This window comes from Posidoniimonas corsicana (genome assembly GCF_007859765.1).
In the GTDB taxonomy this organism is placed as follows: Bacteria; Planctomycetota; Planctomycetia; order Pirellulales; family Lacipirellulaceae; genus Posidoniimonas; species Posidoniimonas corsicana.
The window spans coordinates 26,002-48,178 of sequence record NZ_SIHJ01000010.1 but is presented as its reverse complement, the minus strand read 5'-3'; the positions used below and the strand labels follow the sequence as shown (position 1 = coordinate 48,178).

Sequence of the window (22,177 nt, the reverse complement as noted above, 5' to 3'; positions counted from 1 at the left end):
CACCCACCACCTACCACAATCCAACGTTAGGCCTCGATGCCGAAGTCGCGGACGGTGAACAGCGTGGTGAGTTCGTATCCCTTCGCCTCGAAAGCCTCGCGGCCGCCTTCCAGGCGGTCGATGATCGCCAGCACGCGGCGGACCTTGAGGCCCTCGGCCTCGCACAGCTCAATCGCCTTGAGGCTCGATCCGCCGGTGGTCACCACGTCCTCGACGATCACAATCTCTTCGCCCGCCTGGTACGGGCCCTCGACCTGCTTGCCCTTGCCGTGGCCCTTGGGCTCCTTGCGGACCATTACGCCGCGGAGCGGCTTGTCGCGGAGGCCGGCGATCGTGAGGATGGCCGCCGTGATCGGATCGGCGCCGATCGCCATTCCGCCGACCAGCGGCGGGAAGTCGTCGCCGATGATGTCCAGCATGCCCTCGCCGATCAGACGGGCGCCCTGCGCGTCGAGCGTGACCTGCCGGCAGTCCAGGTAGAAGCTGGCCTGCTTTCCGCTGGCGAGCGTGAACTGCCCGAACTGGAGGGCCTTGTCGTTGATCAGGGCGGCGAGGGCGGCGCGGTCGTACATAGGTCGGGGCGGAGCTAGGGGAATAGCGGGTGGTGGTCCGAGATTCCCCGAATGCTAAATCGCGAGCGCCGCTAGCGGAAGTGGCCCGAATGGAGGGCGCCGTTGCTACCGGCGGATGATCACTTCCGATCCGACCGACAGGATGTCGTGCAGCTCGTCCAGGTCGGCGGCGGCCACGGTGACGCGGCCGCGTTCCATCGGCGACCCGCCGGTGGAGCCGATTACCAGCGTGCTCATGCCGCTGGCGTCCTTCAGCACCAGCTGCTTGCCGTCGGGCGTTGCGCCGTAGGCGGTGGGCTGGCCGTCAGGCTTCTGCGCGACGGTCCAGTGCCCGTCGGCCGCCGCGGCGCCCGACAGCTGAACCGCGAACTTGCCGGCGTACTTGCCGTCGATCATCAGCACCAGCTCGCTGTTCGACGCGTCGACGAACGCCTGGAACGGGCCGTGGAGCACCTTGAGCGTCTGGCCGGCCTGGATGGCGGTCGCACTCGGCACGCCGTTGATCTTGGCCAGCAGACGCCAGGGCACGCCGTACTGCTGGGCAATCGTCTCGAGTGTGTCGCCCGGCTTGACCGTGTAGGGCGGCTCCATGCGGTGGTCGGTCGAGTACACGACCGTGCCCGCCAGCTGGCTCAGCAGCGACGCTACATCCTCGCGCTGTTCGGGCGTGAGGGTGGGGTCGTTGTACCAGTTGGAGAGCATCGTGTGGGCGCGGAGCAGCTCGTCGCGGGCGAGGGCTTCGTTGATCTGGACGATCGCCTCGGCGTAGCTCGACCCGGCGGGGCCGCCGATCTGGCCCAGCGACTCGTAGTCCGGCTCGGCGCCGGGCCCTTCGGGCGTGACGTCGATCGGCTGGGTCGGGACGGCGGGCTCGTACTGCGCGTACGGGTCGGCCGCAGGTGTTTGGGTTGTGTTGGGGGCGGGTTGGGCGGGAGGCAGCCCGGCCAGGGGCGACGTGGCGGCCGCTGGCGCAACAGGCAGACCGCCCAGGTTGGCTTCGGGGATGTCGTCCGGCAGGGGGATGTCATCTACGGGCGCGGTTACCGGCGGCGCTGCCGCCGGCGGAAGGCCGGCCAGCGGGCTGCTCGGCGCCGCGGGAGCGACCGGCGCCGCCGCGACAGGCGGAGCAGGCATCCCGGCGGTGGGTGGCGTGGCGGGTAGGGGCGGCATGCTGGGGCCGCCGGCGGGCGGCGCCGCCACCGCAACCGGCTCCACAGCGCCCAGCGGGGGCGCGGCGTTTAAGGCCGGGGCGGGCGTGTCGATCGCCGGGGGCGGCTCGACGGCCGACGGGTCGTAACTAGGCGCCTCTTCCCAGTTGGCGGTGAGCGCGTCGTCCTCAACGGGCGACTGGTTGATCTGGTGGGCCAGGAAGATCCCCAGGCAGCCGAGGATGGCGATCGTGGCGAGTGGTCGGATGGTGCTCATGATCCGTCCTCCATGACGAATGTTTGAGGCCTGCGTAGCGGACAGCGACGCTGCGCCTTATGTTGGCCAGAAACCCTTCTGGCCCAGCAGGCGCCCCTCGCGATGCCGCACTTCGATTATGACTCCAGCGATCGCCCCCTCCCCGATGACGAGGAGCCGGACGACGATTACTACGACGATGACGAAGCGGAACTGGTCGACTGCCCCGCCTGCGGCGCGCCCGTCTACGAGGAGGCGGAGCGGTGCCCCGTGTGCGGCGAATACATCACGCACAGCACGAGCCCCTGGTCCGGCCGCCCCACTTGGTGGGTCGCCCTCGGGTTGGCCGGCATCCTCGCCATGATTGTGGTCCTGGCGCTCGGATGACCGGCCCGCGGCAAACAGTCGGGGCGGAGAATAGGGGAAGGCGCGGTTGCCTGCTACGGCAGTTTTGGAAGTGGCGCCAGCATCCTTGTGCGGTGGGGTAGCGAAGCCTCTCACCAGGGCGCCCCCACCTAGTCCTCCCCCGGAGGGGGAGGGGATACCGTCCGACCCAGCTTCTTGCGGATTGCCTCGAGCCGCTCCGCCAGCTCCTTCTCAAACCCCCGCCCCACTGGGCGGTAGTACTCCCGCTCCACGCCCAGATAGTCCTGCTCGGCGATGCCGTCCTCGGCGTTGTGGGCGTACTCGTAGCCCTGTCCGTGGCCCAGCCGTTTGGAGCCGGCGTAGTGGCCATCACGCAGGTGGCGGGGGACGGGGACGGCCTCGCCCTCGCGGACGTCTTGGCGGGCCTCGCCAATCGCGACGGTCGCCGCGTTCGACTTGGGCGCGCACGCCAGGTAGGTGACGCACTGCGACAGCGTGAGCTGGCACTCGGGCAGTCCGATGAACTCGCACGCCTGCATGGTTGCCACCGCTAGCGGCAGCGCCTGCGGGTCGGCATTGCCGACGTCCTCGCTCGCCAGGATCACCAGCCGGCGGGTCAGGAACCGCACGTCCTCGCCGCCCTCCAGCATGCGGGCCAGCCAGTACAGGCCGGCGTCGGGGTCGCTGCCGCGGATGCTCTTGATCAGCGCGCTGGCGCAGTCGTAGTGCTCGTCGCCGGTGGGGTCGTACACCACGCCGCGGGCGCCGTTTACCTCGATGATCGTGGCGCCGTTGATGGAGGTTGGGTCGCCAGAGGTCCTGGCCTCCGACTTGACGGCGACCTCCAGCAGGTTGAGCGCGCGGCGGGCGTCGCCGTCGGAGAGGGTGGCGAGCTGCCGCCGCGCGTCTTCGGTCAGCTCTACCTGGTACCGGCCGAGCCCGCGGTCGGGGTCGGCCAGCGCGCGGTCAACCAGCGTGAGGATCTCCTCGGGCGAGTGCGGCTCGAGCTGCAGCACGCGGCTGCGGCTGGTCAGTGCGCTGTTGACCGCGAAGAACGGGTTGGCGGTGGTGGCGCCGATGAGCGCGACGAAACCCTGCTCGACGCTCGGCAAGAGCGCGTCCTGCTGCGACTTGTTGAAGCGGTGGATCTCGTCGACGAACAGCACGGTGCTCGACCCGCCGGTGGCGACCGAGTCGCGCGCCGCGTCGATCGCCTCGCGCAGGTCTTTCACGCCGGAGGTCACTGCGCTGAGCTGCTGGAACCGCGCGCCGATCTCCTTGGCCAGCAGCCGCGCGAGCGTGGTCTTGCCCACGCCGGGCGGACCGTACAGGATGATCGACCCTAGCCGCCCGACCTTCAGCAGCCGGTTGAGCGGCCCGCCCTCGCCGAGCAGCTTGGTCTGGCCCACGACATCTGCCAGCGACCGCGGCCGCATCCGCTCCGCCAGCGGCGCGACTCGGTCTAGGTTCGATTGCTCGCTCGCGGCGAAGAGGTCCATGGGGCAGCGGTGCGCAGCTGGTGGTAGGTGGCGGGTGGGCCGCCATTGTACCCCACGCACCAACCGCGGCCAGCCGCGCAGCCGAGAGCCAGAAGCGTCAGCGCCTGGAGCAGGACCTCACTGTGCGAGCGCGAAGCGACTACGGGCTGCTGCTCCGGTCGCTTACGCTCCCGGCTCTTGTCTTCGGCCTAGCTGCAATCACTTCGCCGGCATGCCGACGATCTGCAGCTGCTTGTCGTATTCCAGCTGGATCGTGTAGTCGACGGTCGATTGGTTCAGGCCGGTGGCGCCGGCGGGGACCTGCAGGTCCCACCGCAGGAGGCCGTCCTTCCGCTGGTTCTTCAGGTACTCCTGATCCTCCGAGAGCGGCTTGCCCGGGTCGACCAGCGTGACCTTGATCTCGTTGCTTTCGGGCTTGGGCAGGCGGTCCATGAGCCGCACGTCCACCTCCTGGCCGCTGAAGTTCTCCAGCGCCAGCTGGTAGTCAAAGGTCACTAGCCGGTTGCCGCCCTGCGTGCGGCTCTCCTTCTTGACCAGCTCACGCGACACCCGCAGCGAGGTGTCGATGCCGAGCCCGACGTGAAGGCTCTCCCCGGCGGCTACGGTCGGGACCGTGCCGCGGCCGACGAACTCGCCGCCAAGGAAGGTCGCGGCCGGGCCGGCCAGCAGCACCATGTCCGTACTGTTGATCAGCATCGCCTCCTTGTAGACGAACTCGGTCAGCACCGGCGTGGCGATGCGGTAGAACTGCCCTTCGAGCGGCAGCGCGGCGATCTGGATCAGCTGCCTGTCCGACCGGCTGGGGAGCGAGGTCGCGCTAGGCAGCGTGTAGCTGACGCTGATCCCCTGGCTGTCCGACGGGCCGCGTTCCGCGCGGCGCCCGCGGGAGAGGTCGCCGTTGTAGTCGAGCAGCTGCATCTCGTTGCTGATGCGGTTGAGGCCGGCGTCGGCGATGGCGCCGTTGGCAGCCGACGCGTACATGCCGCCGAAGCCGCCGGCGGCCCGCCCTCCGCGGAACTCGCCGCTTATGGCGGGGGCGTTGGGCATGCTGGACGCGGGCGTCTGCGCCGCCTGCCGAGAGAACAGCTCGTCGGCCGCCTCGGCGTTGAGGCCCTCGGTGAACACGGGGCTGTCGGCCGCGTAGAGGTTGCGGAAGTTGGCCAGCTTGCGCTGCTGGGCCAGCAGCTCGCTCTTCGCCTTGGCGATGTCGCGGCGGGCCTCGATCTGCTGCTGGGTCGGCGCCGCCAGGCGGATGGCGAGCGGGTCGAGCCGCGGCGCAGTGGCTACGAGGGACGGCGTCGCTGTGGAAAGCGTCATGTCCACGTCGGTCCAGTCCTCGCCGCTCATTTGCTGGATCGACGCGTTGTACTCTACCAGCACGCGGCTCTGATCGGCGTCGGCCCGCAGGTTGTACGAGGGCGACCACGTCGCGTCCGAGACGATGTACGTCAGACGCAGCGCCTTGGCGGCTTCCTCGCCGAGGTCGGCGAACACCACCGCCTCGCGGACCGTCTTGGCGGAGCCCTGGGTCAGCACGTTGCGTTTGCGCTGCAGCAGCTCGAGCTCCTGATTAAGCTCCCGTTCCTCCACCTGCGAGGCGAGCTCCTGCTCGGCGATCTCGGTCCGCTCGGTGAACACAAACTCGGTGAGGCTCTTGAGCGTCTCCGCGTTTAGGACGCCCGACTTCAGCTCGGCGTTGGCCGTGCCGGTGGTGAAGCCCTCCATCTTCTTGAGGTACTCGGTCCGCTCGCCCAGCAGCGCCCGCCGCCGCGCGTTGGCGTTCAGCTTGTCGCGCACGGCCTGCAGCTGCTCGTCCAGCTCGCGAACCTCCGCCCGCACGTCCTGCTCGACCGGCCGGGTGCGGTACCGCACGCTGCGGACCACGACCCCGTCGCCGGGCTCGGCGTACAGGCTGCCGGGCTGCACCTTCTCCGGCAGGCCCGTCACCACAATCTCCGTGAGCCCGCCGGCGTCGCCAAGCTCCACGTCGCGCGTCACCAGGGCCTGACCCTGGTAGACCGTGACGGCCGCCACGCGGCCCTCGGTGGTGATGGGGTCGGCGGCGTGGAGGGGGAGGGCGGAGGACAGCAGAACCAGCAGGGCTGGCGCAAGGCGGGCGGTCATGGGAGAACTCCGGAGAATATGCAAGCAAGTAGATACCGTGTCCCCCTAAGACGTTGTGTTAAGCGGGTTGGTTCCCGGTGTTGTTGAGAAAACATGCAGCGACCCATTCAGAAATAGCGTCGCTTGGTACAGTAAAATGGGAATTACCGGGGTTCGAGCCATTCCACTCCCGCAACGGACACAAGGTTAGATGACTATCCGGCAAGAGAGTAAGAAGGGAGTGAGTAGATCGACAGCAGTGCTTCTGGTTTCTGTACTCGTACTCTACGTTGGGTCTTATCTTCTGCTTACAGTGCAGGGCGAGTACCGGCCTGCCACATACGGAATCGAAGGCCCTCGATCCTACGGTTGGGCGCCGCGAGGATTTGCCTCAGAGGACGGTATGGAATGGAATCTAACACTGATGACTTTCTATGCGCCGCTATACGTTTCAGACCGCCATTGGTGGCACAACGAGAACTAAGAAGCCCTGACAGAACGTTCTGAATTCGTCGTAACTTCGACCCACGCTCGCGACTTCCAGCGAATTGAGGCGGTCATGTCAGAGGTTTCAAGGGCTCCAACAGACTCGCTTTGCAATGCCTATCCTCGAAGTTTGCGTAGGATCCGTCCCCGACGCGACAGCCGCTCGGAGAGCCGGCGCGAACCGTGTGGAGCTCTGCGGCGCACTTGAGCTAGGCGGGCTCACGCCTTCGCTCGGGTTGCTTGAGGGGGTGCTCGACGCGGCCGACCTTCCGGTGGTGGTGATGCTCCGCCCGCGGGGCGGAGGTTTCGCGTACGACACGGGCGAGTGGTCCGCGATGCTGCGTGATGCGTCGCACTTGATCCGCGCCGGCGCCAGCGGCATCGTGTTCGGCGCCCTTACCGCCGAGCGGGGCATCGAAGCCGAGCGAGTGAGGCGACTCGTCGACGCGGCCGCCGGCAGCGAAACCGTTTTCCACCGCGCGTTCGACTTTGTTGCCGACCCGGCTGCCGCGCTCGAAGAACTGATCTCGCTTGGCGTTACCAGGGTGCTGACCACTGGCGGCGCACCGTCGGCGGTCGAGGGCGCCGAGTCATTGCGGCGTTTGATCGATCAGGCGAAGGGGCGGATCGAGGTGCTGCCGGGCGGCGGCGTCACGGCAGGCGGCGTGGGCGAGCTGGTCCGCCGCGCCGGCTGCACGCAGGTGCACATCGGCGCGGCGACCTCTGCGTGGGATCCCTCCATCACCGGCGCGCAGGCCGCGTCGCTCTGCGACCTGAATCGCCTTGCCGCTGGCGAGCTGCGGGTCGTCGACCCAGAAGCGGTTGCCGCGGTGCGGGCGGCGCTGGATCAGCCGCCGGTCTGATCCGCCTCGCCCTGGTCGTTCCCCGTAGCGTCACCGGCGTCGGCCAGCTTGAGGTTCTTCAGCGCGTTCTGGCCCTGGCGGGAGTAGTTGATCGAGTCGGCAAGCACCCGCGCGGCGTACTGGCTGGCGTGGAAGCCGGAGGAGTTCTCCGCCTCGACGTAGTCGACGTAGAAGCTCGCCTTGCGTTGCCACTGCAGGGCCTCGGCGAGCTGCTCGTCGGTGGCGCCCGCCTCCTTGGCAGCCTTGATGTCGTCGATCAGGTCGACCAGTGCGTCGAGCGCGGAGTCGACGATGTGCCGGTGGGTGGTCTGGATGTTCTCCGCCCGGGCGACCAGCTCGGCGTCGCCCTGCTTGTGGCACGTGCCGCAGGCGCGGTTCACGTTGAGAAGCGGGCTGCGGACGTGGTGGTCGCTGACCTTGGTGCCGCCGACCCGCTTGTAGGGCATGTGGCAGTCGGCGCAGGTGACCCCGCTGCGGGCGTGGATGCCCTGGCTCCAGAGCTCGAACTCGGGGTGCTGTGCCTTGAGCATGGGGGCGCCGGTCTCGGCGTGGGTCCAGTCTTTGAAGCCGGTTTCCTCGTAGTAGGCGTAGGCGTCGTCGACAGTGAGGCCTTTGCTCCACGGGTAGGTGAGCCGCTTCTTGTCGCCCTTAAAGTAGTACTCCACGTGGCACTGGGCGCAGACGTAGGTGCGCATCTCTTGGCGGGTGGCCATGGCGTTGACGTCGTAGTCGTCGACCCCTTCGGCGGCCTTGGCCGCGGCGATGCCCTCGATGAACGCGGGCCGCGTGACCCGCAGGGCCATGGTGTCGGGGTCGTGGCAGTCGATGCATGCCACCGCGTGCGACAGGTGCTCCTTGGCCTCCATGTAGGGCATCATGTTGAGCTTCTCGAAGCCGACCATGATATCGCCGTCGCCCAATTCTTTCATCGCGGTGTAGGTCGACGCGTGGCAGTTGATGCAGGTGCCGGGCTGGCCCACCTTCTGCCGCTCGGTGTAGAGCTGGTCGGTCAGCATGTAGGCGTGGCCGCGTTCCTCGCGGAAGTCCTTGGCGAACGCGTAGCCGGCCCACATGCGCTTGAGCTGCGGGATGGTCTCGAGCTTGCTCTTCGAGACGATGTCACGCGGGTCCTCGTCGGTGGGCGCGTTGGGAATCGCCTCGCTGCCGCCGTAGGTGGTCTGCGTCATGTCGGCGGTCTTGAGGTAGTCGTCGTACTGCTGCGGCCAGTTCTGCCCCCACACGGCCGGGTCGGTGGTGTCGTCGGTCACCTCCGCCACACGCACGATGGGCGTGCGGGCCTCGATCTTGTGCTGCTGCACGTTCAGCAGCAGCGACGCGATCGCGAAGCACGCCGCGCCGGAGATGATTGCGACCAGCACGAGCAGCCAGGCGGAGGTTTTGCCGGAGTGATGCATGGTGGGTCGGTTCCTCTAATCAGATGGACTTTGCTGGCGTTGTTGCTGGCGGCGGCTCAGGTGTCGTGACCGACCGTGCTGTGGCAACGGATGCAGGACACCGCCTCGAAGCCGCCGCTGCCGGTGGCCGAGACCTGGATCGAGTGGGTGACGTCCGCGTGGCAGTCCAGGCAGGCGTGCTCGGTGACGCCGCGGTTGTACTCGTGCATGCGGATGTTCTGGGGAAACTCGCCGGTGGTGAACGCCAGCGAGTGGAAGAACCCGTTACGCGCCTTGCAGTAGTACTTACCCACAAAGTTGTGGGGGGCGTGGCAGTCGTTGCAGGTGGCGAACTTGCTGTGCGAAGACTTCACCCAGGCGTCCAGGTGCCCCTGCATTACGTGGCAGTTGGCGCACGCGTTGGGGTCGTTCGTCAGGTAACTGGCGCCTTCCGCGTAGACAAACGTGAAAGCCCCCAGCCCGACCGCCGCGCCAATCAACGCGGCGCACAGCAGTGCGAGGGCGGTCAGGCTCAGAAAGGCGTTGCGGGCGCTCACGCGGCGTTTCCATGCGGCGAGGTCAGCGGGCAGAGCAAGTGAAGAGGGCCGCTGATGTTTCCCTGTGGCGCTAAGCTTAGCCGCGGGCGGGCCGCCGTGCAAACGTTGTCGACAAGGTTTTAATCACGACCATCGGGTCCATATGTAAACAATTAAACCAGCGCGAGAACTGACGTCGGCAACCGGGCCGAATCGCAAAAGAAAAGCCGCGTCCGGAAGTCCCGGACGCGGCTTAAAGGGTTATCTCTATGGGTTCAACCAGGGGAGGATCTGTTCCAGCTAGTCGTTCCCGTTTCCTCGGCCGCGGTTGCCGCGGAAGCCCTGGAAGTTCCTAGGCCCCCCGCCGCCACCCTGCGCTTGCGCCGGCGCTCGGCTGGGGGCGCCCCGCGACTGCGCAGCGGACGGCGCGACGCTGCGGCGCTGCGTCTGCTGCGGCGCCTGCATCCGACGCGAACGGCTCGCGTCCGGCTGGCTCCCGCGAAGCTGCGTGCCGCGGTTCAGGTTCGGCGTGCCCTGTTGGGGCGTCGACCGATTAAACTCGGGCCGAGTGGGAGGCGCCTGGTTGCCGCGGAAGCCACGGAACGCGGGGGGCGATTGAGCGCCGCGCTCCGCCTGATCGACGGGCCCACGGTAGGCACGCATCTCGCGGCTTGGCTGACCTTCACGGCTGCGCGGGTCGGCCGACCGGAGTGGGTTGCCATCCCGACCGCCCAACGTCTGGCGGCTACGCTGCTGGTCGAGTTGTCGGCGGGCGTCGGCCTGCGCGCGGGCCTGCTGCTCCAAATGCGAGCGCTGCGCCGCCTGCTGGTTGGCCTGCGACTGCTGCTGAGCGCGCTGCGCCGAGGTATCATTCCCCCGACGGTAGTCGCTGAGCGACCGCCCACGCTCCCGCGCCCAATCGGGCACGTTTAGCCGCGGGTTGTCGGCCACGCTCCCGCTGGCGCGACGATCGCGGTTCGCGTCACCCTGCTGCGGCGTCGTGACTTCTTCGCCCCGGCGGCGGGCGTCGCTCAGCTCGCCGCGTGCGCCGGGTCGGAAGTCGCCACGCTGGCGGCCGCCTTGGTTCCCGTCGCGATCGCCACGGTTGCCGCGGTCGGCGAGTTCTCCGGTGTTGGGACCCCGGTTGCCGCGGTCGCCGCGATCGGTTCGGTCGCCTCGCGGACCGCGATCGCCCCGCTCGCCTTGGCCGCGGGTCAGCTGGTCGCGGGTGACGCGGTCGCCAGAGTTCTCGAGCCGCTGCCGCTGGTTGCGGAATTCGTCGTACCGGCCGGCCTGGTTTCGATACCGCTCGAGTTGACGGTCGTCGACCCGCGTGAGGCGGAAGTCGTTGCGGTTCTCGCGGGTTAGTTGATCGACCGAGCGGACCAGGCTGTCGCGCCGGAAATTGTCGTCGCCGCGACCACGCCTGTCGTCACGTTGATTCCATCGGCGCCAGTCGTCGTTCCAGTGGTTGTGGGCCCGATCCTGCCAGCCGCGTTGGTTCCGGCCGAAGTTCCACGAGTAGTAGGCGAGCAGCGGGTCGTAGCCACGGCGGCCGTAGTAGCCGTAGCCGGAGTACGCGGAGTACCACGGGCGGAACCCGTTGTAGTTGGCGTAGTAGCTGCCCGGGCCGTAGTAGTAGCTGTAGCGGGGACCGATGTACAACGACGTCAGCAGCCCGACCGTGCTCAGCACGCTGCGGGGGCGGTACCGGTAGCCAACGGCGTACCCCGAGTTCCAGTAGACCGGTGCGTACAGCAGGCCGCGGCCGGCAAGGGGGTAGTCCCAGTACCCGCGGACGTAGATCGCGCCCCGCGGCGTGTAGCAGTAGTGGTGCGGGGTCCACACCCAATTCGTGTTGCCCTGGTACCAGTAGCCGGCCTGCCAGGCGTAGCCGCTGGTGCGGTACTGCCAGCAGCCCGGGATCCAGAAGTAGTTATCACCAGGCGGAGGGCTGGTTGGGCCTTCCTCCAGGCTTTCCGGAGGGTAGGGCAGGTACTGGACGGACTGCTCGTCAACGGACGTCCAGAACCCGGGGGTCCAGGCATAGCCGCGGTCGGACTCGCTCCAGTAGCCCACCACCCAGGTCCGCCCGGGGGGCAGGGCGCGGTAGACGCCGCTCACCCAGATGTAGTCCTTGCGCGGCTCGTCATACATCCAGTAGCCGGGGATCCACTCGACGTTCTCTCCCTCTGGCTTGAACTCGGGCGGGATCTCGTTGACCGGCTCGGGCGGCGGCTTAGGCGCCATGAGCTGCTCGGCGGTGGGGTCATACTTGAGGGGGTCCGCGAACGCCTCATGGACCGGACCATGGTCGAGCACCTGCGGCTCGCCCGCAGCAGGGCGGACGTTTGGATCCGCGCCCGGGTCAGCGGGCGTCGGGAGCTGGGCCAGCGTCGCGGGGACGGTCAGGCCGGCGGCCAGCAGGCCGCATGCAAGTTGAAGCTTCATGTTTCGTGTTCCTCGAGGAGGCGCCGACCGTGGTCGGCAAAATGCGCACTTCCGCGCAGATTGACTCAAGAGACCCAGATGCAAAGCCGGCGCCAGATTCCCGCGGCCCAGATTCTAACCCGCCCAGAATGGGGATCTGCGGTTTTCCAAATTGGGGGCTGAACGCAGGGCGGCCGCCGCTCAGAAAGCCGGTTACCTGCCGGGCGACCACCTTGCCAGCGGGGCCGCCAGGGCGGAAAATCCGGGATTCTCCACTACGCTCCGAGGGCCCCCGACATGCTGCAGCCGCTGGAAGACAAGATTATCACCACGGGCCTGACCTTCGACGACGTGCTGCTGGTCCCGCGGTACAGCGAGGCCATGCCCTCGGAGGTGGACGTCTCGACGCGGCTGACCGCCGGGATCCCGATGAACATCCCGATCCTCAGCTCGCCGATGGACACGGTCACCGAGCACCGCATGGCGATCGGGCTGGCCCGAGAGGGCGGGCTGGGCGTGATCCACAAGAACATGTCGATCGAGGCCCAGGCCAACGAGGTCGACAAGGTGAAGCGGTCGGCCAACGGCATCATCGTCGACCCGGTGACGCTCCGCCCCGACGCTAGCGTGGCGGAGGCCCGCGAGCGGATGAGCCACGCGCGGGTCTCCGGCGTGCCGATCACGCAGGCCGACGGCAAGCTAGCGGGCATCCTGACGCGGCGGGACCTGCGGTTCCTCGAGCGCGACGATCTGCCGGTCAGCGAGGTCATGACCAGCGGTCAGCTCGTAACGGCCACGGGGACCGTGACGCTTGAGGAAGCTGAGAAGATCTTGATGGCAAAAAAGGTCGAGAAGCTTCTGCTGGTTGACGAAGATTACAAACTGACGGGGCTCATCACGATCAAGGACATCGACATGATGCGCCGGTACCCGCAGGCCGCCAAAGACGGCCAGGGGCGCCTGCGCGTCGGCGCCGCGGTTGGCGTGATGGACCTGGACCGTGCCGAGAGCCTGATCGCCAAGGACGTCGACTTCCTGGTCGTGGACAGCGCGCACGGGCACTCGGCCAACGTCATCGAAACCGTAAAGGAGATTAAGAGCCGCTTTGAGATTGACGTCGTTGCGGGCAACATCGCCACGTCCGACGGCTGCCGCGACCTGATCAAGGCCGGCGCCGACGCCGTGAAGGTGGGCATCGGGCCTGGCTCGATCTGCACGACGCGCGTCATCTCCGGCGTGGGTGTCCCGCAGATCTCTGCGGTGCACGCCGCCGCCAAGGCGGCCGAGGGAAGCGGGGTCACGATCATCGCCGACGGCGGCATCCGCTACTCCGGCGACATCACCAAGGCGATCGCCGCCGGGGCCAACCTGGTCATGGTGGGCGGCCTCCTGGCGGGTCTCGACGAGAGCCCGGGCGACCGCGTGCTCTACCAGGGACGCTCGTACAAGTCGTACCGCGGGATGGGCTCGCTCGGCGCCATGGTGCATGGCTCCAGCGAACGCTACCGCCAGAAGGGAAGCGAGAAGAACAAAGGGAAGCTGGTCCCCGAAGGGGTCGAGGGCCGCGTGCCTTACAAGGGGCCGCTCGGCTCCTACGTGTACCAGCTGGTGGGGGGGCTGCGGGCCGGCATGGGCTACTGCGGCGCCAAAACTATTCAAGAGCTGCGGCAGGATACGCAGTTTGTCCGGGTATCGCCGGCAACGGTTAGGGAGAACCATCCCCATGACATCGCCATCACGCAAGAAGCTCCAAACTACTCGGCCGAGTACTCGGCCGGCGATTCCGACTGACACGCCGTGTGGCGTGCAGATCGCCCGCGAGGCCTACGCCCGCGCCGCGACACGCCACATCGACCTCGCCGACCTGCCGCGGGCGGAGCCGCTGTGGGTCCCGGCCGGCCTGATGGCCGTGCTGCTGACGCTCGTGTCGGCGCTCGGCGCGTTCGGCGGCGAGGTCTCCGACTCGGGCTGGCGGAGCACCGGCCCCACGCCGCAGGCCACGCCCAGCCGCCGCGTGCAGGAGTTCCGCCCCGTCTCACGGGCGGCCGAGCACAAGCGGTCCGTCAACCGCGGCAGGGTGCGGCTGGTGGCCTTCGACCCCGACGCCGACGGCTCGCAGGTCGTCCAGGCGCAGCACGGCGCCGCCCGCTTGCGTAGCATCGTGGTCGACCAGAACGGCCAGCGCCGCGGGTACCGCGTCGCCCAGGACGACGACCTCCTGCAGGGCTTCGAGCAACCCTTCGGCAGCGGCGAAACGCCCGCCGACAACCAGCCCGGCCTCGATCAGCCGATGTTCGAGGAGCCGGTGCTCGACGAGCCCACGTTCAGCGACCCGATCGACGACCCGCTGCCGCCGCTGGACGATGAGCCCACCAGGGACCCGTTCGACGAGCCCCGTGTCGACCCCGCCACGCCCTCGCCGTCCGACGACCAGGCCCGTGACATGTTCGACGACGACGGCGGCCTGCAGGACGTGGCCGAGGACGACCTCCGCCGTCCGCCGACGCAGATCGAGCACGAGACCTCCGCCGACTACCAGCGGGCGATGAAGGACTGCGCCGAAGAGCTCGCCGAGCTGAAGGCCAGCCGGATCAACGAGATCAGCCTGGCGATCACCCCGGAGGGCGACGCCGGCGAGGACTACCCATTCGAGTGCGGCATCGACGACGGCACGCCGTTCGCCGACCGCCAGTGGCCCCAGGTCTGCTACATGTGGAAGGCCTCGGCCCTGTGCCACAAGCCGCTGTACTTCGAGAACGTGCAGCTAGAGCGTTACGGCCACAGCTGGGGACCCTGCCTGCAGCCGATTGTGTCGGGCGTGCACTTCTTTGCCCGCATCCCGGCGATCCCGTACATGATGGGCATCCAGACGCCCAACGAGTGCGTGTACACGCTGGGCCACTACCGCCCGGGCAGCTGCGCCCCGTACATGATCGAGCCGATCCCGTTCACCTGGCGGGCGGCGGCCTTCCAGGGGGCCGCGGTCACCGGTGCGGTGTTCGCGATCCCGTAATAGCGGGCGGGCCAGATCGAAAACCAGTTAACCCCGGCGAGCATGCTCGCCGGGGTTTTTTTGATTGCGCAGCAATTGATCCCCGCGGGCCGCATCGTATGACCCGCGGCGGAAGCCGTGGGTTGGTGGGGGTTGCTGTGGGGACCTTTGCGGCAGAGTAGAATAGCCGGCCGCCGCCGAATGGATCCTAACGATAAACCCGCCGAGCTGATCGACCCGCCGCCACGGTTCAGTGTGCGGTGGGTGCTGTTGCTGACCACGGTGCTGGCGTTGGGCGCCGCTTGGGCGGGGCCCACGATGCGGGGGTGGGAGCCAGAGCGGTGGAAGGTCTTTGGCGGGACGTTAGTGGTGTCGCTACTCTCTGCCGCCGCGGGCTACGCGGGGCAGGGATTATTCATGGGGCGGGAACGCCGTAAGGCAGGCGGCGGGTTGGTGTGGCTGGTCCGCGCGGAGTCGGATCCCGAGATCAAGAGCCGATCCACTATGCTCACTTCTTCGCCGGGGCCGGTGTCCGGCGTGTTTGCGGTTCTAAGCTTGCTTGTTGTGGCGTTCTTTGAGGCGAGCACACTCTACCTGCCAAGCAACGCTGGCGACTCGGGTTATTTCCGATTCAACATCTGGTCATTGATGATCGGGGTCGGCTGCTGGTTCGCGATTAACCATTGTTCGATCCGTGGGGTCGCCCTCGGTCAGAATGGCGTGTTTGTCGCGTCCGAGTCGAGGTGCTACCCCTGGAAGGTGGTCACGGTGATCGCGCGGCCTGAGGAAGACGAAGACGACGAGCTGACGCTCCGCTTCCGGCTCACCTATCCTAAGCGGATCGTGTTGAGCGTCCCCGCGGAGGTGCGGCGAGCGGTCGACGAGCGGCTCGCAGAGTGCCTACCAGCACAGCACGACTAGGCCGCGAGTCCTGTACGCCCACGGCGCCAGCCGTGGGACCGCGCCGTCGATAGCGCCGCCGTGCGCTAGTTGGAGGCTGTGCACCCCGGGCGTTTCACGGCGATTCCGCCGACTGCTTCTCGTCGTCCAGCTGCTCCTCTTGTTCCTCTTTCTCCTGCTCGTGCTCTTCGACCGCCTCCTTGTGGGCGGCGTCGCCGCGTCGGCCGCGGCGGCGTTCGTCGAGCTCCTGGATCCGCTCCACGCGGCCGTACAGGATGAGGGTGTCGCCGGCCTCGATGGTGGTGTCGCCGGTCGGGGCGCCGACGTACGGCCGGCCGGGCCGCTGCACGCCGAGCACCAGCACGCCCTCGGTCGGCAGGCGGAGCTCGATGAGCGTCTTGTCGGCGATCCAGTCGGTCGGCTCGACCAGCAGCTCGCTTACCGCGAACCCGCCCTGCAGCTGCAGCACCGCCACAAAGTCGCGCACCTGCAGGTTGCCCCACCGCTTGAGGAACCACGCGATGAAGATGTTCAGCCGCCGCTCGATGTACTGGCTCGTGGCGGCCAGCCAGAGCAACGCCAGGCCGACGACTAGGGTCACCAGGTAGAGCAGCCGAGTGCCCGGGTCGGACTGGGCGGTCTGCATGAACGACACCATGATCGTAGCCACCACGGCGCCGACGCCCAGGTTGCCCATCAGCATCAGCAGCATCACGATCCGCCGCCGCACCGGGTGTGCGACGATGTCCTCCGCCTCGGTGGTGGTGTAGCCGCAGCCGGTGAACGCGCTGCGGGCCTGGAAGCGGGCCGCCTCGCGGGACATGCCGGTCAGCATCAACGCCATGGTCGCCACCCGGGTGACGAGCAGCGAGATGGTCAACACAGTCAGCAGCGACGCGATAGCAACCAAGGCACGGCGGCGGGGCGAGAGGAGCGTTTGGGAACGCCCGAGTTTTCCCACCCGCCGCCCGCGATTTCAAGCCCGGCAGCCCCGGCCGCCCGGCTGGCGGTCAGTCGTCGTCGTTGTCGCGGCGGTTGCGAGCGGTCATTGCGACCACGGCGTCCGGGTCGTCGCTGGGGAGGAAGTGCCGCAGCACGCGGCGTTTCTTCAGGTCCGAGCCGAGCAGCAGCGGCGCCGCCCGCTCGTCGCCCAGCAGCCCGCCGTACGCCCGGAGCACGGCGATGTCGTCCACCAGGCCGAGGTCGCGGTAGTGGAGCATCTCGATCAGGCTCGGCAGCGGGTGATCGGAGCGGCCGGCGGCCAGCGAGGTGAGCCGACCCGCGGCCAGCTCGTCGGTCAGCTTCACCGGCCACTCGCCGGGCGTGAGCGAGTCCTGCAGGAAGTCCTTCAGCTGCCAGCGGGCCGCCTGCAGCCGCTCCTGGGTGGACTCGTGCAGCGGCGACTCGTTGACGGCCGCGGTTACCTTGCGGACGCGGAGCAGCTGGTCGGCGCCGCGCTGCATGTCGTACAGGCGGAGCTCGATGGACCGCGAGCGGCGGCTCGCGGAGTTGTCGACCGTCATCAGGGCGAGCACGTCGCAGCCGCTCTCGATCGCCTCGCGGCGGATCGTGGCCATCTGCATGGACGGCGTCAGGCAGGTGACGATGCCGGGCAGGTCGTCGGGCCGGGCGGGTCGCCGGCGGTCGCCCTCGGCCGGGCGGAGGGCGCCGGGCAGCCGCTCGGCGGCGTGCTCGTCGAGGATCCGCACCAGGTGCTCGCCGATGGGCGCGGCAGCCTGCAGCGAGAGCTTCAGCCGCTCGTCACGGTTGGGGTTGCGAGGCAGCGCGCCGTTGGGGGCGATGTCCAGCAACACGCCCAACGCGATGTGCGGCCCGAGCGTCGGACGCTTCAGGCCGGACACCCAGCGGAAGTCGTCCCGCCACTGCGACTGGGGCAGGCCGGCCAGGATGGCGCCGGAGCACCACGACCACGCCTGGCCGCTCTCGCCCTGCAGGAACGCCGCCTGCGCGGCGGCGAGGTAGGACTGCGCCAGCTCGCTGGTCGGCCTAGCGGCCGCTGTGCGAGCCCCGCCGCCGGACCCGGCCGATCCCGGCGCGGCGCCCGACCCTCCGCCCGCCGCGGTGCTGGCGACCTCGGCCGGCTGGTCGACCGGCGCGGTGATGCCGGCGGTCTGCAGACGCTTGGTGTCGTCTTCTTCGTAGACGCGGAATGCGTCGGTGAGTTGCTGGGCGGGCGCCGTCAGCAGCAGCCGATTGACGGTCCCATCCGCCCAGGCCACCAACGCGCTATCGCCGCGGCTGTCGAGGCCCTGCTGCGGTGACTCGAGGCTGCGCTCAAAGTCCGTCGGCTGGGTCCACGGAACGGCGTCCGCGTCGGCGCCCTCGACCAGCATCACGGTGCTAGCCGCATTGCGTTCCAGGGTGCGGAGGTAGGTCGCCCGCACGGGGTGCCAGAACATGGTCGCCTGGCCACCTGCCGCGAAGAAGCTGGTGCGGTCGTCGGCGCGGCTGGGCGAGCGGAACACGTCGGGGATCTGAGGCAGTAGCGCCTTGTTCTGTGGACCGTCCCAAGGCTGCTTGGGATTGAACTGCTTGTACAGCTCCTCAAAGCCCAGCTGGGGCAGGATCCGCACCCGCCAGCTCAGCTTGTCGGCGCCCTGCTGGGGGTACTCGCCGTGCTCCTCGGCGTAGGCGATCACGGCGGCGGCGATGCGACGCAGCTTGTCCGCCGCCTGACGGTCCCGCTCCAGCGGGGCGAGCGCAACGGCCGCGGGCGGCGCTGCCGGCTCGGAGGTAGCCGCCGCAGCTGGCGTTTGGGCCACCGCAGGCGCCGACGGCTGGCTCTCCGCCGGCGGCTGGTTGCCTGCTGTGGGCGGTGCGTCGTCAGCTACGGCGGCGGAGTCGACCGGCTCTTCGTGCCTGACCTCGGCGGGCGGCTGGGGAGCGGGCTGCGCCGCTTCGCTCGCTGCGGCCTGCTGGTCGTTGATCTTGTTCATCGCCGAACGCATGCGGGCGCGTTCCAGCATCTCGTTCTTGCTGGGGCCGCCGCCGCAGCCGCACAGCAGCGGTGCGAGCAGCAGAGAGCAGGCGAACAGTCGGGGTGCGGTCATGGGGGCTCCGGGGGCTCAGTCCGCGGTCGTGAGTCGCCTGAGAAGGCCGATCTGCTGGGCGCCGCCGCCGCACAGCAGGTGCTGCTCGATCGTGGCGACGCTCTCGTTGTGGAACTGGGCCAGGTTGCGTTGCAGCGCGGCCGCCAGCTCGTCGGCGGTGGGGGCCAGGCACTCGTCGACCTCGTGCATCCAGGCGTCGCGCCAGGGCTCCCGGCGGAGCCGCTCAGCGGCGTCCCAGCCGATCTGCCGCTGCTTCACCAGCGCGTGGTCGAACAGGTCGGCGCCGTGGTACAGGCCACGGACCCAGCACCCGCCGGCGTGGGCGACCGCGACATTGGTCGTCTTCGCGCCAACGTCGATCAGCGCGACCGCGTCGGCCGCCGCCGACTCGGCCTGCAACGCCCGCGCGACGTTGAGCAACGCGACGCAGTTGCTGGTGATCTGCAGCGACTTGCACTTGACCCTCTCGAGCCGCTCCTGCAGCGTGGTGACGTGGTTGCTGGCGCAGGCCACCAGGGTCACGGCGCGGGCGTCGAGGTCGGTCTCTTCGGGGAGCGGCGTGATGATGCGGTCGAACACCACCTTTTCGGGCTCCAGCGGGATCCGCATCCGGGCCTCGTAACGGACCGCCTCGTCAAACTTGGCCTCGTCGATGAACGGCAGCTGGAAGCAGCGCGACAGCGTCCAGGGGCCGGGAGCGCCGATCGTGACCGCCGCTGTTGAGAGGTCGCGGTCTTCCAGGAACTTGCCGATCGCCTCCCCGACGTACTCGGGCGTGCCCAGCGGCAGCTCTGGCTTGCTGCGGACGTCGCCGCCGCGCTCGTAGGGGAGGCAGACGATCGACTCCACCGACAGCTCGCCGTCCGCGTCCCGCGTCAGGTGGATCGCCTTGAGCGACGACGCGCCGATGTCGATCCCCCAGCCGCCGCCCGGCGCCGGCTTGGCGCGCCGCGGGCGGGACGCGAGCCACGACTTCTTCTTCGGCGTGAGGTTCAGGCAGTGGTCGGCCTCGCCGATCGACTGCAGCGCCAGTCCGTACGCGGTCAGTAGCTGCCCGGCCGGGATTCCCTTGGCGGCGGCGGGCGCGGCGAGCAGTTTGGGCGTGGGCGCCAGCAGCAGGGGCGCCCCCAGGCGGCTTTCCGGCGGCGCCTTCTTCCGCCAGACGATCGGCTGACCCGGCGCGGCGGCCATCGAGTCGCGTCGCTGCTTGGCTAGAGACTCGACCAGCGAGGCGGCCTTCTCGTCCTGCGGCTGCAGCTTGGCGAACCGCTCGGCCGCCTTCAGGCAGACCGCGTCCAGGTACCTCGTTCGCGCGAGGTGTGTGGCCAGCCAGACCCGCTCCTTGGCGCCGCGGAGCCCCTTCTGCTGCTCGTCGTTCAGTTCGCCGCCGGGCATCCGGGCGATCGCCTGGTGGGCGGTCCCGTAGTCGCACGAGCGGAGCGCCGCGCAGGCCTTCTGCAGCAACGCCACGCTGGTGCTGGCGTTGATCTGCGACTGCTTGGAGCGTAGTTTCTCGGCGAGCTGCACCACTTGTGGGTCGGCCGGCTCGAGCTCGAGCAGCCGCTGGGCGGCCGCGGCCAATCCTTCGAACTGCTTTTCCTTGAGTCCCCGCTTGATCTGCACGCGGAGCTGGTCCGCCTGGCCGATGCGGCCCTTGAGTGTCTGGTGCAGGTCGCGGAGCTCGTTGTTGCGGAGCGCGACGGGCGTCTGGTCGACCGCCGCGAACGCCTTCCGCAGCTCGCCGGCGGCCAGCAGCTGCTTCGCGCTGTCAAGCTGGGAGGAGAGCGACTCGACCGCCGCCTTGCGGCGGTCGTCCAGCTCGCTCCGTTGGCGGTCAATCTCTTTGCTGAGCGGCGTCAACGCTGTGTGCTCGACGAGCCGGATCGGCTCGAGCAGCGCGGCCGCCTCGACGTAGCGGCCCTCCTGGGCCAGGCCCTCGCTGTCGGCCAGCGCTGCCTGTACGGCGTCGATCAACCGCTGCAGCGCCTCGTCCAGCGACTCGCCACAGCCGCCGCAGAACCGCCGGTCGACCACGGTTGGCTCGCCGCAGGCGGCGCACGGTTCCCACAGGCGGGCGCCGCACTCGCCGCAGAAGCGTGTCTGGGCGCTGTTGGCGTGTTCGCACTTGGCGCACACCACCTGCGCCCCGGCGTGGGCCGCGTGGCCCGCCGAGGAATGGTTGAGCTGGGTGGCGGGGTCCGATGCGGTTGGGTTGGTCATAGGGGATCAATCTCGCGCGGGGCGGGCGGGCCGCGGTCAGATGCCGACGCCAAGGTCGAGTTCCACCCGCAGCTCCTTGATCCGCGGGTGGTCAAACGTGAACTGCACGACGCCGTCCTTGCCGTACTTGGTCGCCCTGGCGTGTTCGGGGATGCTCAACTCCATGCGGTACAGCCAGCCCAACTCGCCCTTGCGGTAGGGCTCGAGCTGAACGCCCAGGAAGTCGGGGCTGACCCGCTGATCGGTGACGACTAGCTCGGGCAGCTCGTCGGTGACCTTGACCAGGTAGCGCTTGGTGTGGGCGCCCTTGTCGATGCGTCCCAGGTGGATCACGCCTGCCTCGTCGACGCCGGGGCCGGAGACCGCGATCGACTGACGCGGGGCCCAGCCGATCGGGATCCGCAGCCGGCGCGGCGCGGCGGCTCCCGGATCGCTGGCGGGCTGGGCCGACAGCTCCAGATAGTTACTGTACGGACCGGTGGTGAGGTCGGCGTTGGCCGTCACTTCGACGCGGCAGCCGCTCCGGCAGCCGATCGACACACACTCGGCCGGCGAGAGCGGCGTGGTCGTCACGCGCAGCTTGTCGGACGGCGACGCGATGTCTACTAGGTAGATCTGTTTCCACACCGGGCTGGTGACGACCGTCGAGAGGGTGAGAGGCTCGCCGGGCGCCACTTCCTGCGCGTGCAGCTGGGCCGGCGCGACGTCGAGTTCGGCGCCGACGCTGCCGACCGCCGAGAATTGCACGACCGGCTGGTCGGGGTCGTTGGTTTCGACGTTGACGCGGGCGGTCAGCCGCTCGCGGGGCTCCTCACCGCCGCGCCAAGTGAGCGTGAGCGTGGCTTCCTCGCCCGGCGGGATGGTCTGCCGGGAGAACTCGTGCGACAAGCACTTGCAGTTGGCGGCCGCGTTGCTGATCTGGAGCGGCGCGTCGCCCTCGTTGCGGAGGGTGAAGGCGTGGCTGCGCACCTCGCGGATCGACATGCCGCCGAACTCGTGCGTTGTGGCCGCCGCTACCAGCTTGGGCCGCCGCTCGGACCCGACGCCGTTGCTTGCCGGGCCCGAGCGGACCGGTTTGAGCGCGGTCGTGCTGACTGCCTCATTGGTATGAGGAGTCTTCGCGGTTGGGCCGTCGGCCGACTCGCCGACGCAGCCGGTCAGCAGCAGCACGCCGAGGCAGGCGATCTTGAGGGCGGTCGCACGGGGGGCCGGGCGGAGGGACACGCAAGGCACGCGGGCGTACTCCGGAAAGGTGGCTTGTTCCAGCCTTGGTGGGGCTGGTGAGAAAGGCGGCGGCCGGCCCTGCAGGGCCGGCCGCCGGGAAACACAATCAGAAGCCGT

16 protein-coding genes are annotated in these 22,177 nt (G+C 68.8%); 5 read left to right on the top strand and 11 right to left on the bottom strand.

What is annotated here, in order from left to right; all coding sequences use genetic code 11:
- Positions 1–26: 26 nt before the first annotated feature.
- Together pyrE and KOR34_RS26115 are read right to left on the bottom strand one after the other, a co-directional pair.
- Positions 27–572, bottom strand: coding sequence for an orotate phosphoribosyltransferase (gene pyrE, locus KOR34_RS26120; RefSeq protein ID WP_146569099.1), 546 nt, complete (start codon positions 570–572; stop codon positions 27–29).
- A 105-nt stretch (positions 573–677) separates the two neighbouring features.
- Positions 678–1,997 carry a LysM peptidoglycan-binding domain-containing protein gene (locus tag KOR34_RS26115; protein WP_146569098.1) on the bottom strand — a complete coding sequence of 440 codons (1,320 nt, stop codon included), beginning with the start codon at positions 1,995–1,997 and terminating at the stop codon, positions 678–680.
- A 102-nt stretch (positions 1,998–2,099) separates the two neighbouring features.
- On the opposite strand from KOR34_RS26115, the gene KOR34_RS26110 reads away from it, so the two are divergent.
- Positions 2,100–2,363: a zinc ribbon domain-containing protein gene (locus tag KOR34_RS26110; protein ID WP_146569097.1), complete on the top strand. Its 264-nt coding sequence runs from the start codon at positions 2,100–2,102 to the stop codon at positions 2,361–2,363.
- A 128-nt stretch (positions 2,364–2,491) separates the two neighbouring features.
- Here KOR34_RS26110 and KOR34_RS26105 read toward each other — a convergent pair whose 3' ends face one another.
- Together KOR34_RS26105 and KOR34_RS26100 are read right to left on the bottom strand one after the other, a co-directional pair.
- Positions 2,492–3,841: a replication-associated recombination protein A gene (locus tag KOR34_RS26105; RefSeq protein WP_146569096.1), complete on the bottom strand. Its 1,350-nt coding sequence runs from the start codon at positions 3,839–3,841 to the stop codon at positions 2,492–2,494.
- Positions 3,842–4,039: 198 nt separating this feature from the next.
- The gene (locus tag KOR34_RS26100; protein WP_146569095.1) at positions 4,040–5,965 is read right to left on the bottom strand and encodes a mucoidy inhibitor MuiA family protein; all 1,926 of its coding nucleotides are present in this window, start codon (positions 5,963–5,965) and stop codon (positions 4,040–4,042) included.
- 578 nt (positions 5,966–6,543) lie between these two features.
- Between KOR34_RS26100 and KOR34_RS26095 the strand changes: the two genes are divergently transcribed.
- Positions 6,544–7,293 (top strand): copper homeostasis protein CutC, encoded by a 750-nt coding sequence (locus tag KOR34_RS26095; protein ID WP_146569094.1) that lies wholly within the window; start codon positions 6,544–6,546, stop codon positions 7,291–7,293.
- Here the strand turns inward: KOR34_RS26095 and KOR34_RS26090 are convergent.
- The 3 genes from KOR34_RS26090 to KOR34_RS27000 form a co-directional block, all read right to left on the bottom strand.
- Positions 7,278–8,708, bottom strand: coding sequence for an ammonia-forming cytochrome c nitrite reductase subunit c552 (locus KOR34_RS26090; protein ID WP_146569093.1), 1,431 nt, complete (start codon positions 8,706–8,708; stop codon positions 7,278–7,280). The genes KOR34_RS26095 and KOR34_RS26090 overlap by 16 nt on opposite strands.
- Before the next feature lie 56 nt (positions 8,709–8,764).
- Positions 8,765–9,244, bottom strand: a complete 480-nt coding sequence (gene nrfH, locus KOR34_RS26085; protein ID WP_146569092.1) for a cytochrome c nitrite reductase small subunit — start codon at positions 9,242–9,244, stop codon at positions 8,765–8,767.
- Between the two features lie 279 nt (positions 9,245–9,523).
- Positions 9,524–11,674, bottom strand: a complete 2,151-nt coding sequence (locus KOR34_RS27000; protein WP_197531763.1) for a hypothetical protein — start codon at positions 11,672–11,674, stop codon at positions 9,524–9,526.
- Between the two features lie 276 nt (positions 11,675–11,950).
- On the opposite strand from KOR34_RS27000, the gene guaB reads away from it, so the two are divergent.
- The 3 genes from guaB (at position 11,951) to KOR34_RS26055 (ending at position 15,566) form a co-directional block, all read left to right on the top strand.
- Complete coding sequence (gene guaB, locus KOR34_RS26075) at positions 11,951–13,444, top strand: IMP dehydrogenase (protein ID WP_146569091.1); 1,494 nt, start codon at positions 11,951–11,953, stop codon at positions 13,442–13,444.
- A gap of 13 nt (positions 13,445–13,457) precedes the next feature.
- Positions 13,458–14,666, top strand: coding sequence for a hypothetical protein (locus KOR34_RS26995; protein ID WP_197531762.1), 1,209 nt, complete (start codon positions 13,458–13,460; stop codon positions 14,664–14,666).
- Between the two features lie 180 nt (positions 14,667–14,846).
- Entirely contained in the window at positions 14,847–15,566 is a 720-nt protein-coding gene (locus tag KOR34_RS26055) for a hypothetical protein (RefSeq protein ID WP_146569088.1), read from the top strand.
- A 94-nt stretch (positions 15,567–15,660) separates the two neighbouring features.
- Here the strand turns inward: KOR34_RS26055 and KOR34_RS26050 are convergent, their stop codons facing one another.
- The 4 genes from KOR34_RS26050 to KOR34_RS26035 all read right to left on the bottom strand — a co-directional run bounded on the left by KOR34_RS26050 (position 15,661) and on the right by KOR34_RS26035 (position 22,069).
- The gene (locus KOR34_RS26050) at positions 15,661–16,455 is read right to left on the bottom strand and encodes a TrkA C-terminal domain-containing protein (RefSeq protein WP_146569087.1); all 795 of its coding nucleotides are present in this window, start codon (positions 16,453–16,455) and stop codon (positions 15,661–15,663) included.
- A 100-nt stretch (positions 16,456–16,555) separates the two neighbouring features.
- Positions 16,556–18,616, bottom strand: coding sequence for a DUF1559 family PulG-like putative transporter (locus tag KOR34_RS26045; RefSeq protein ID WP_146569086.1), 2,061 nt, complete (start codon positions 18,614–18,616; stop codon positions 16,556–16,558).
- A 15-nt stretch (positions 18,617–18,631) separates the two neighbouring features.
- Positions 18,632–20,836: a pilus assembly protein PilM gene (gene pilM, locus KOR34_RS26040; protein WP_146569085.1), complete on the bottom strand. Its 2,205-nt coding sequence runs from the start codon at positions 20,834–20,836 to the stop codon at positions 18,632–18,634.
- Positions 20,837–20,872: 36 nt separating this feature from the next.
- Positions 20,873–22,069: a DUF1573 domain-containing protein gene (locus KOR34_RS26035; RefSeq protein WP_197531761.1), complete on the bottom strand. Its 1,197-nt coding sequence runs from the start codon at positions 22,067–22,069 to the stop codon at positions 20,873–20,875.
- Positions 22,070–22,177 lie beyond the last annotated feature (108 nt).

Excerpts from the sequence above, each read along its gene's own strand:
- KOR34_RS26105 (WP_146569096.1), bottom strand. The coding sequence starts at position 3,841 with ATGGACCTCTTCGCCGCGAGCGAGCAATCGAACCTAGACCGAGTCGCG.
- KOR34_RS27000 (WP_197531763.1), bottom strand. The coding sequence starts at position 11,674 with ATGAAGCTTCAACTTGCATGCGGCCTGCTGGCCGCCGGCCTGACCGTC.
- KOR34_RS26090 (WP_146569093.1), bottom strand. The coding sequence starts at position 8,708 with ATGCATCACTCCGGCAAAACCTCCGCCTGGCTGCTCGTGCTGGTCGCA.
- KOR34_RS26045 (WP_146569086.1), bottom strand. The coding sequence starts at position 18,616 with ATGACCGCACCCCGACTGTTCGCCTGCTCTCTGCTGCTCGCACCGCTG.
- guaB (WP_146569091.1), top strand. The coding sequence starts at position 11,951 with ATGCTGCAGCCGCTGGAAGACAAGATTATCACCACGGGCCTGACCTTC.
- KOR34_RS26095 (WP_146569094.1), top strand. The coding sequence starts at position 6,544 with ATGCCTATCCTCGAAGTTTGCGTAGGATCCGTCCCCGACGCGACAGCC.
- KOR34_RS26100 (WP_146569095.1), bottom strand. The coding sequence starts at position 5,965 with ATGACCGCCCGCCTTGCGCCAGCCCTGCTGGTTCTGCTGTCCTCCGCC.
- KOR34_RS26110 (WP_146569097.1), top strand. The coding sequence starts at position 2,100 with ATGCCGCACTTCGATTATGACTCCAGCGATCGCCCCCTCCCCGATGAC.
- pilM (WP_146569085.1), bottom strand. The coding sequence starts at position 20,836 with ATGACCAACCCAACCGCATCGGACCCCGCCACCCAGCTCAACCATTCC.
- KOR34_RS26115 (WP_146569098.1), bottom strand. The coding sequence starts at position 1,997 with ATGAGCACCATCCGACCACTCGCCACGATCGCCATCCTCGGCTGCCTG.
- pyrE (WP_146569099.1), bottom strand. The coding sequence starts at position 572 with ATGTACGACCGCGCCGCCCTCGCCGCCCTGATCAACGACAAGGCCCTC.
- KOR34_RS26055 (WP_146569088.1), top strand. The coding sequence starts at position 14,847 with ATGGATCCTAACGATAAACCCGCCGAGCTGATCGACCCGCCGCCACGG.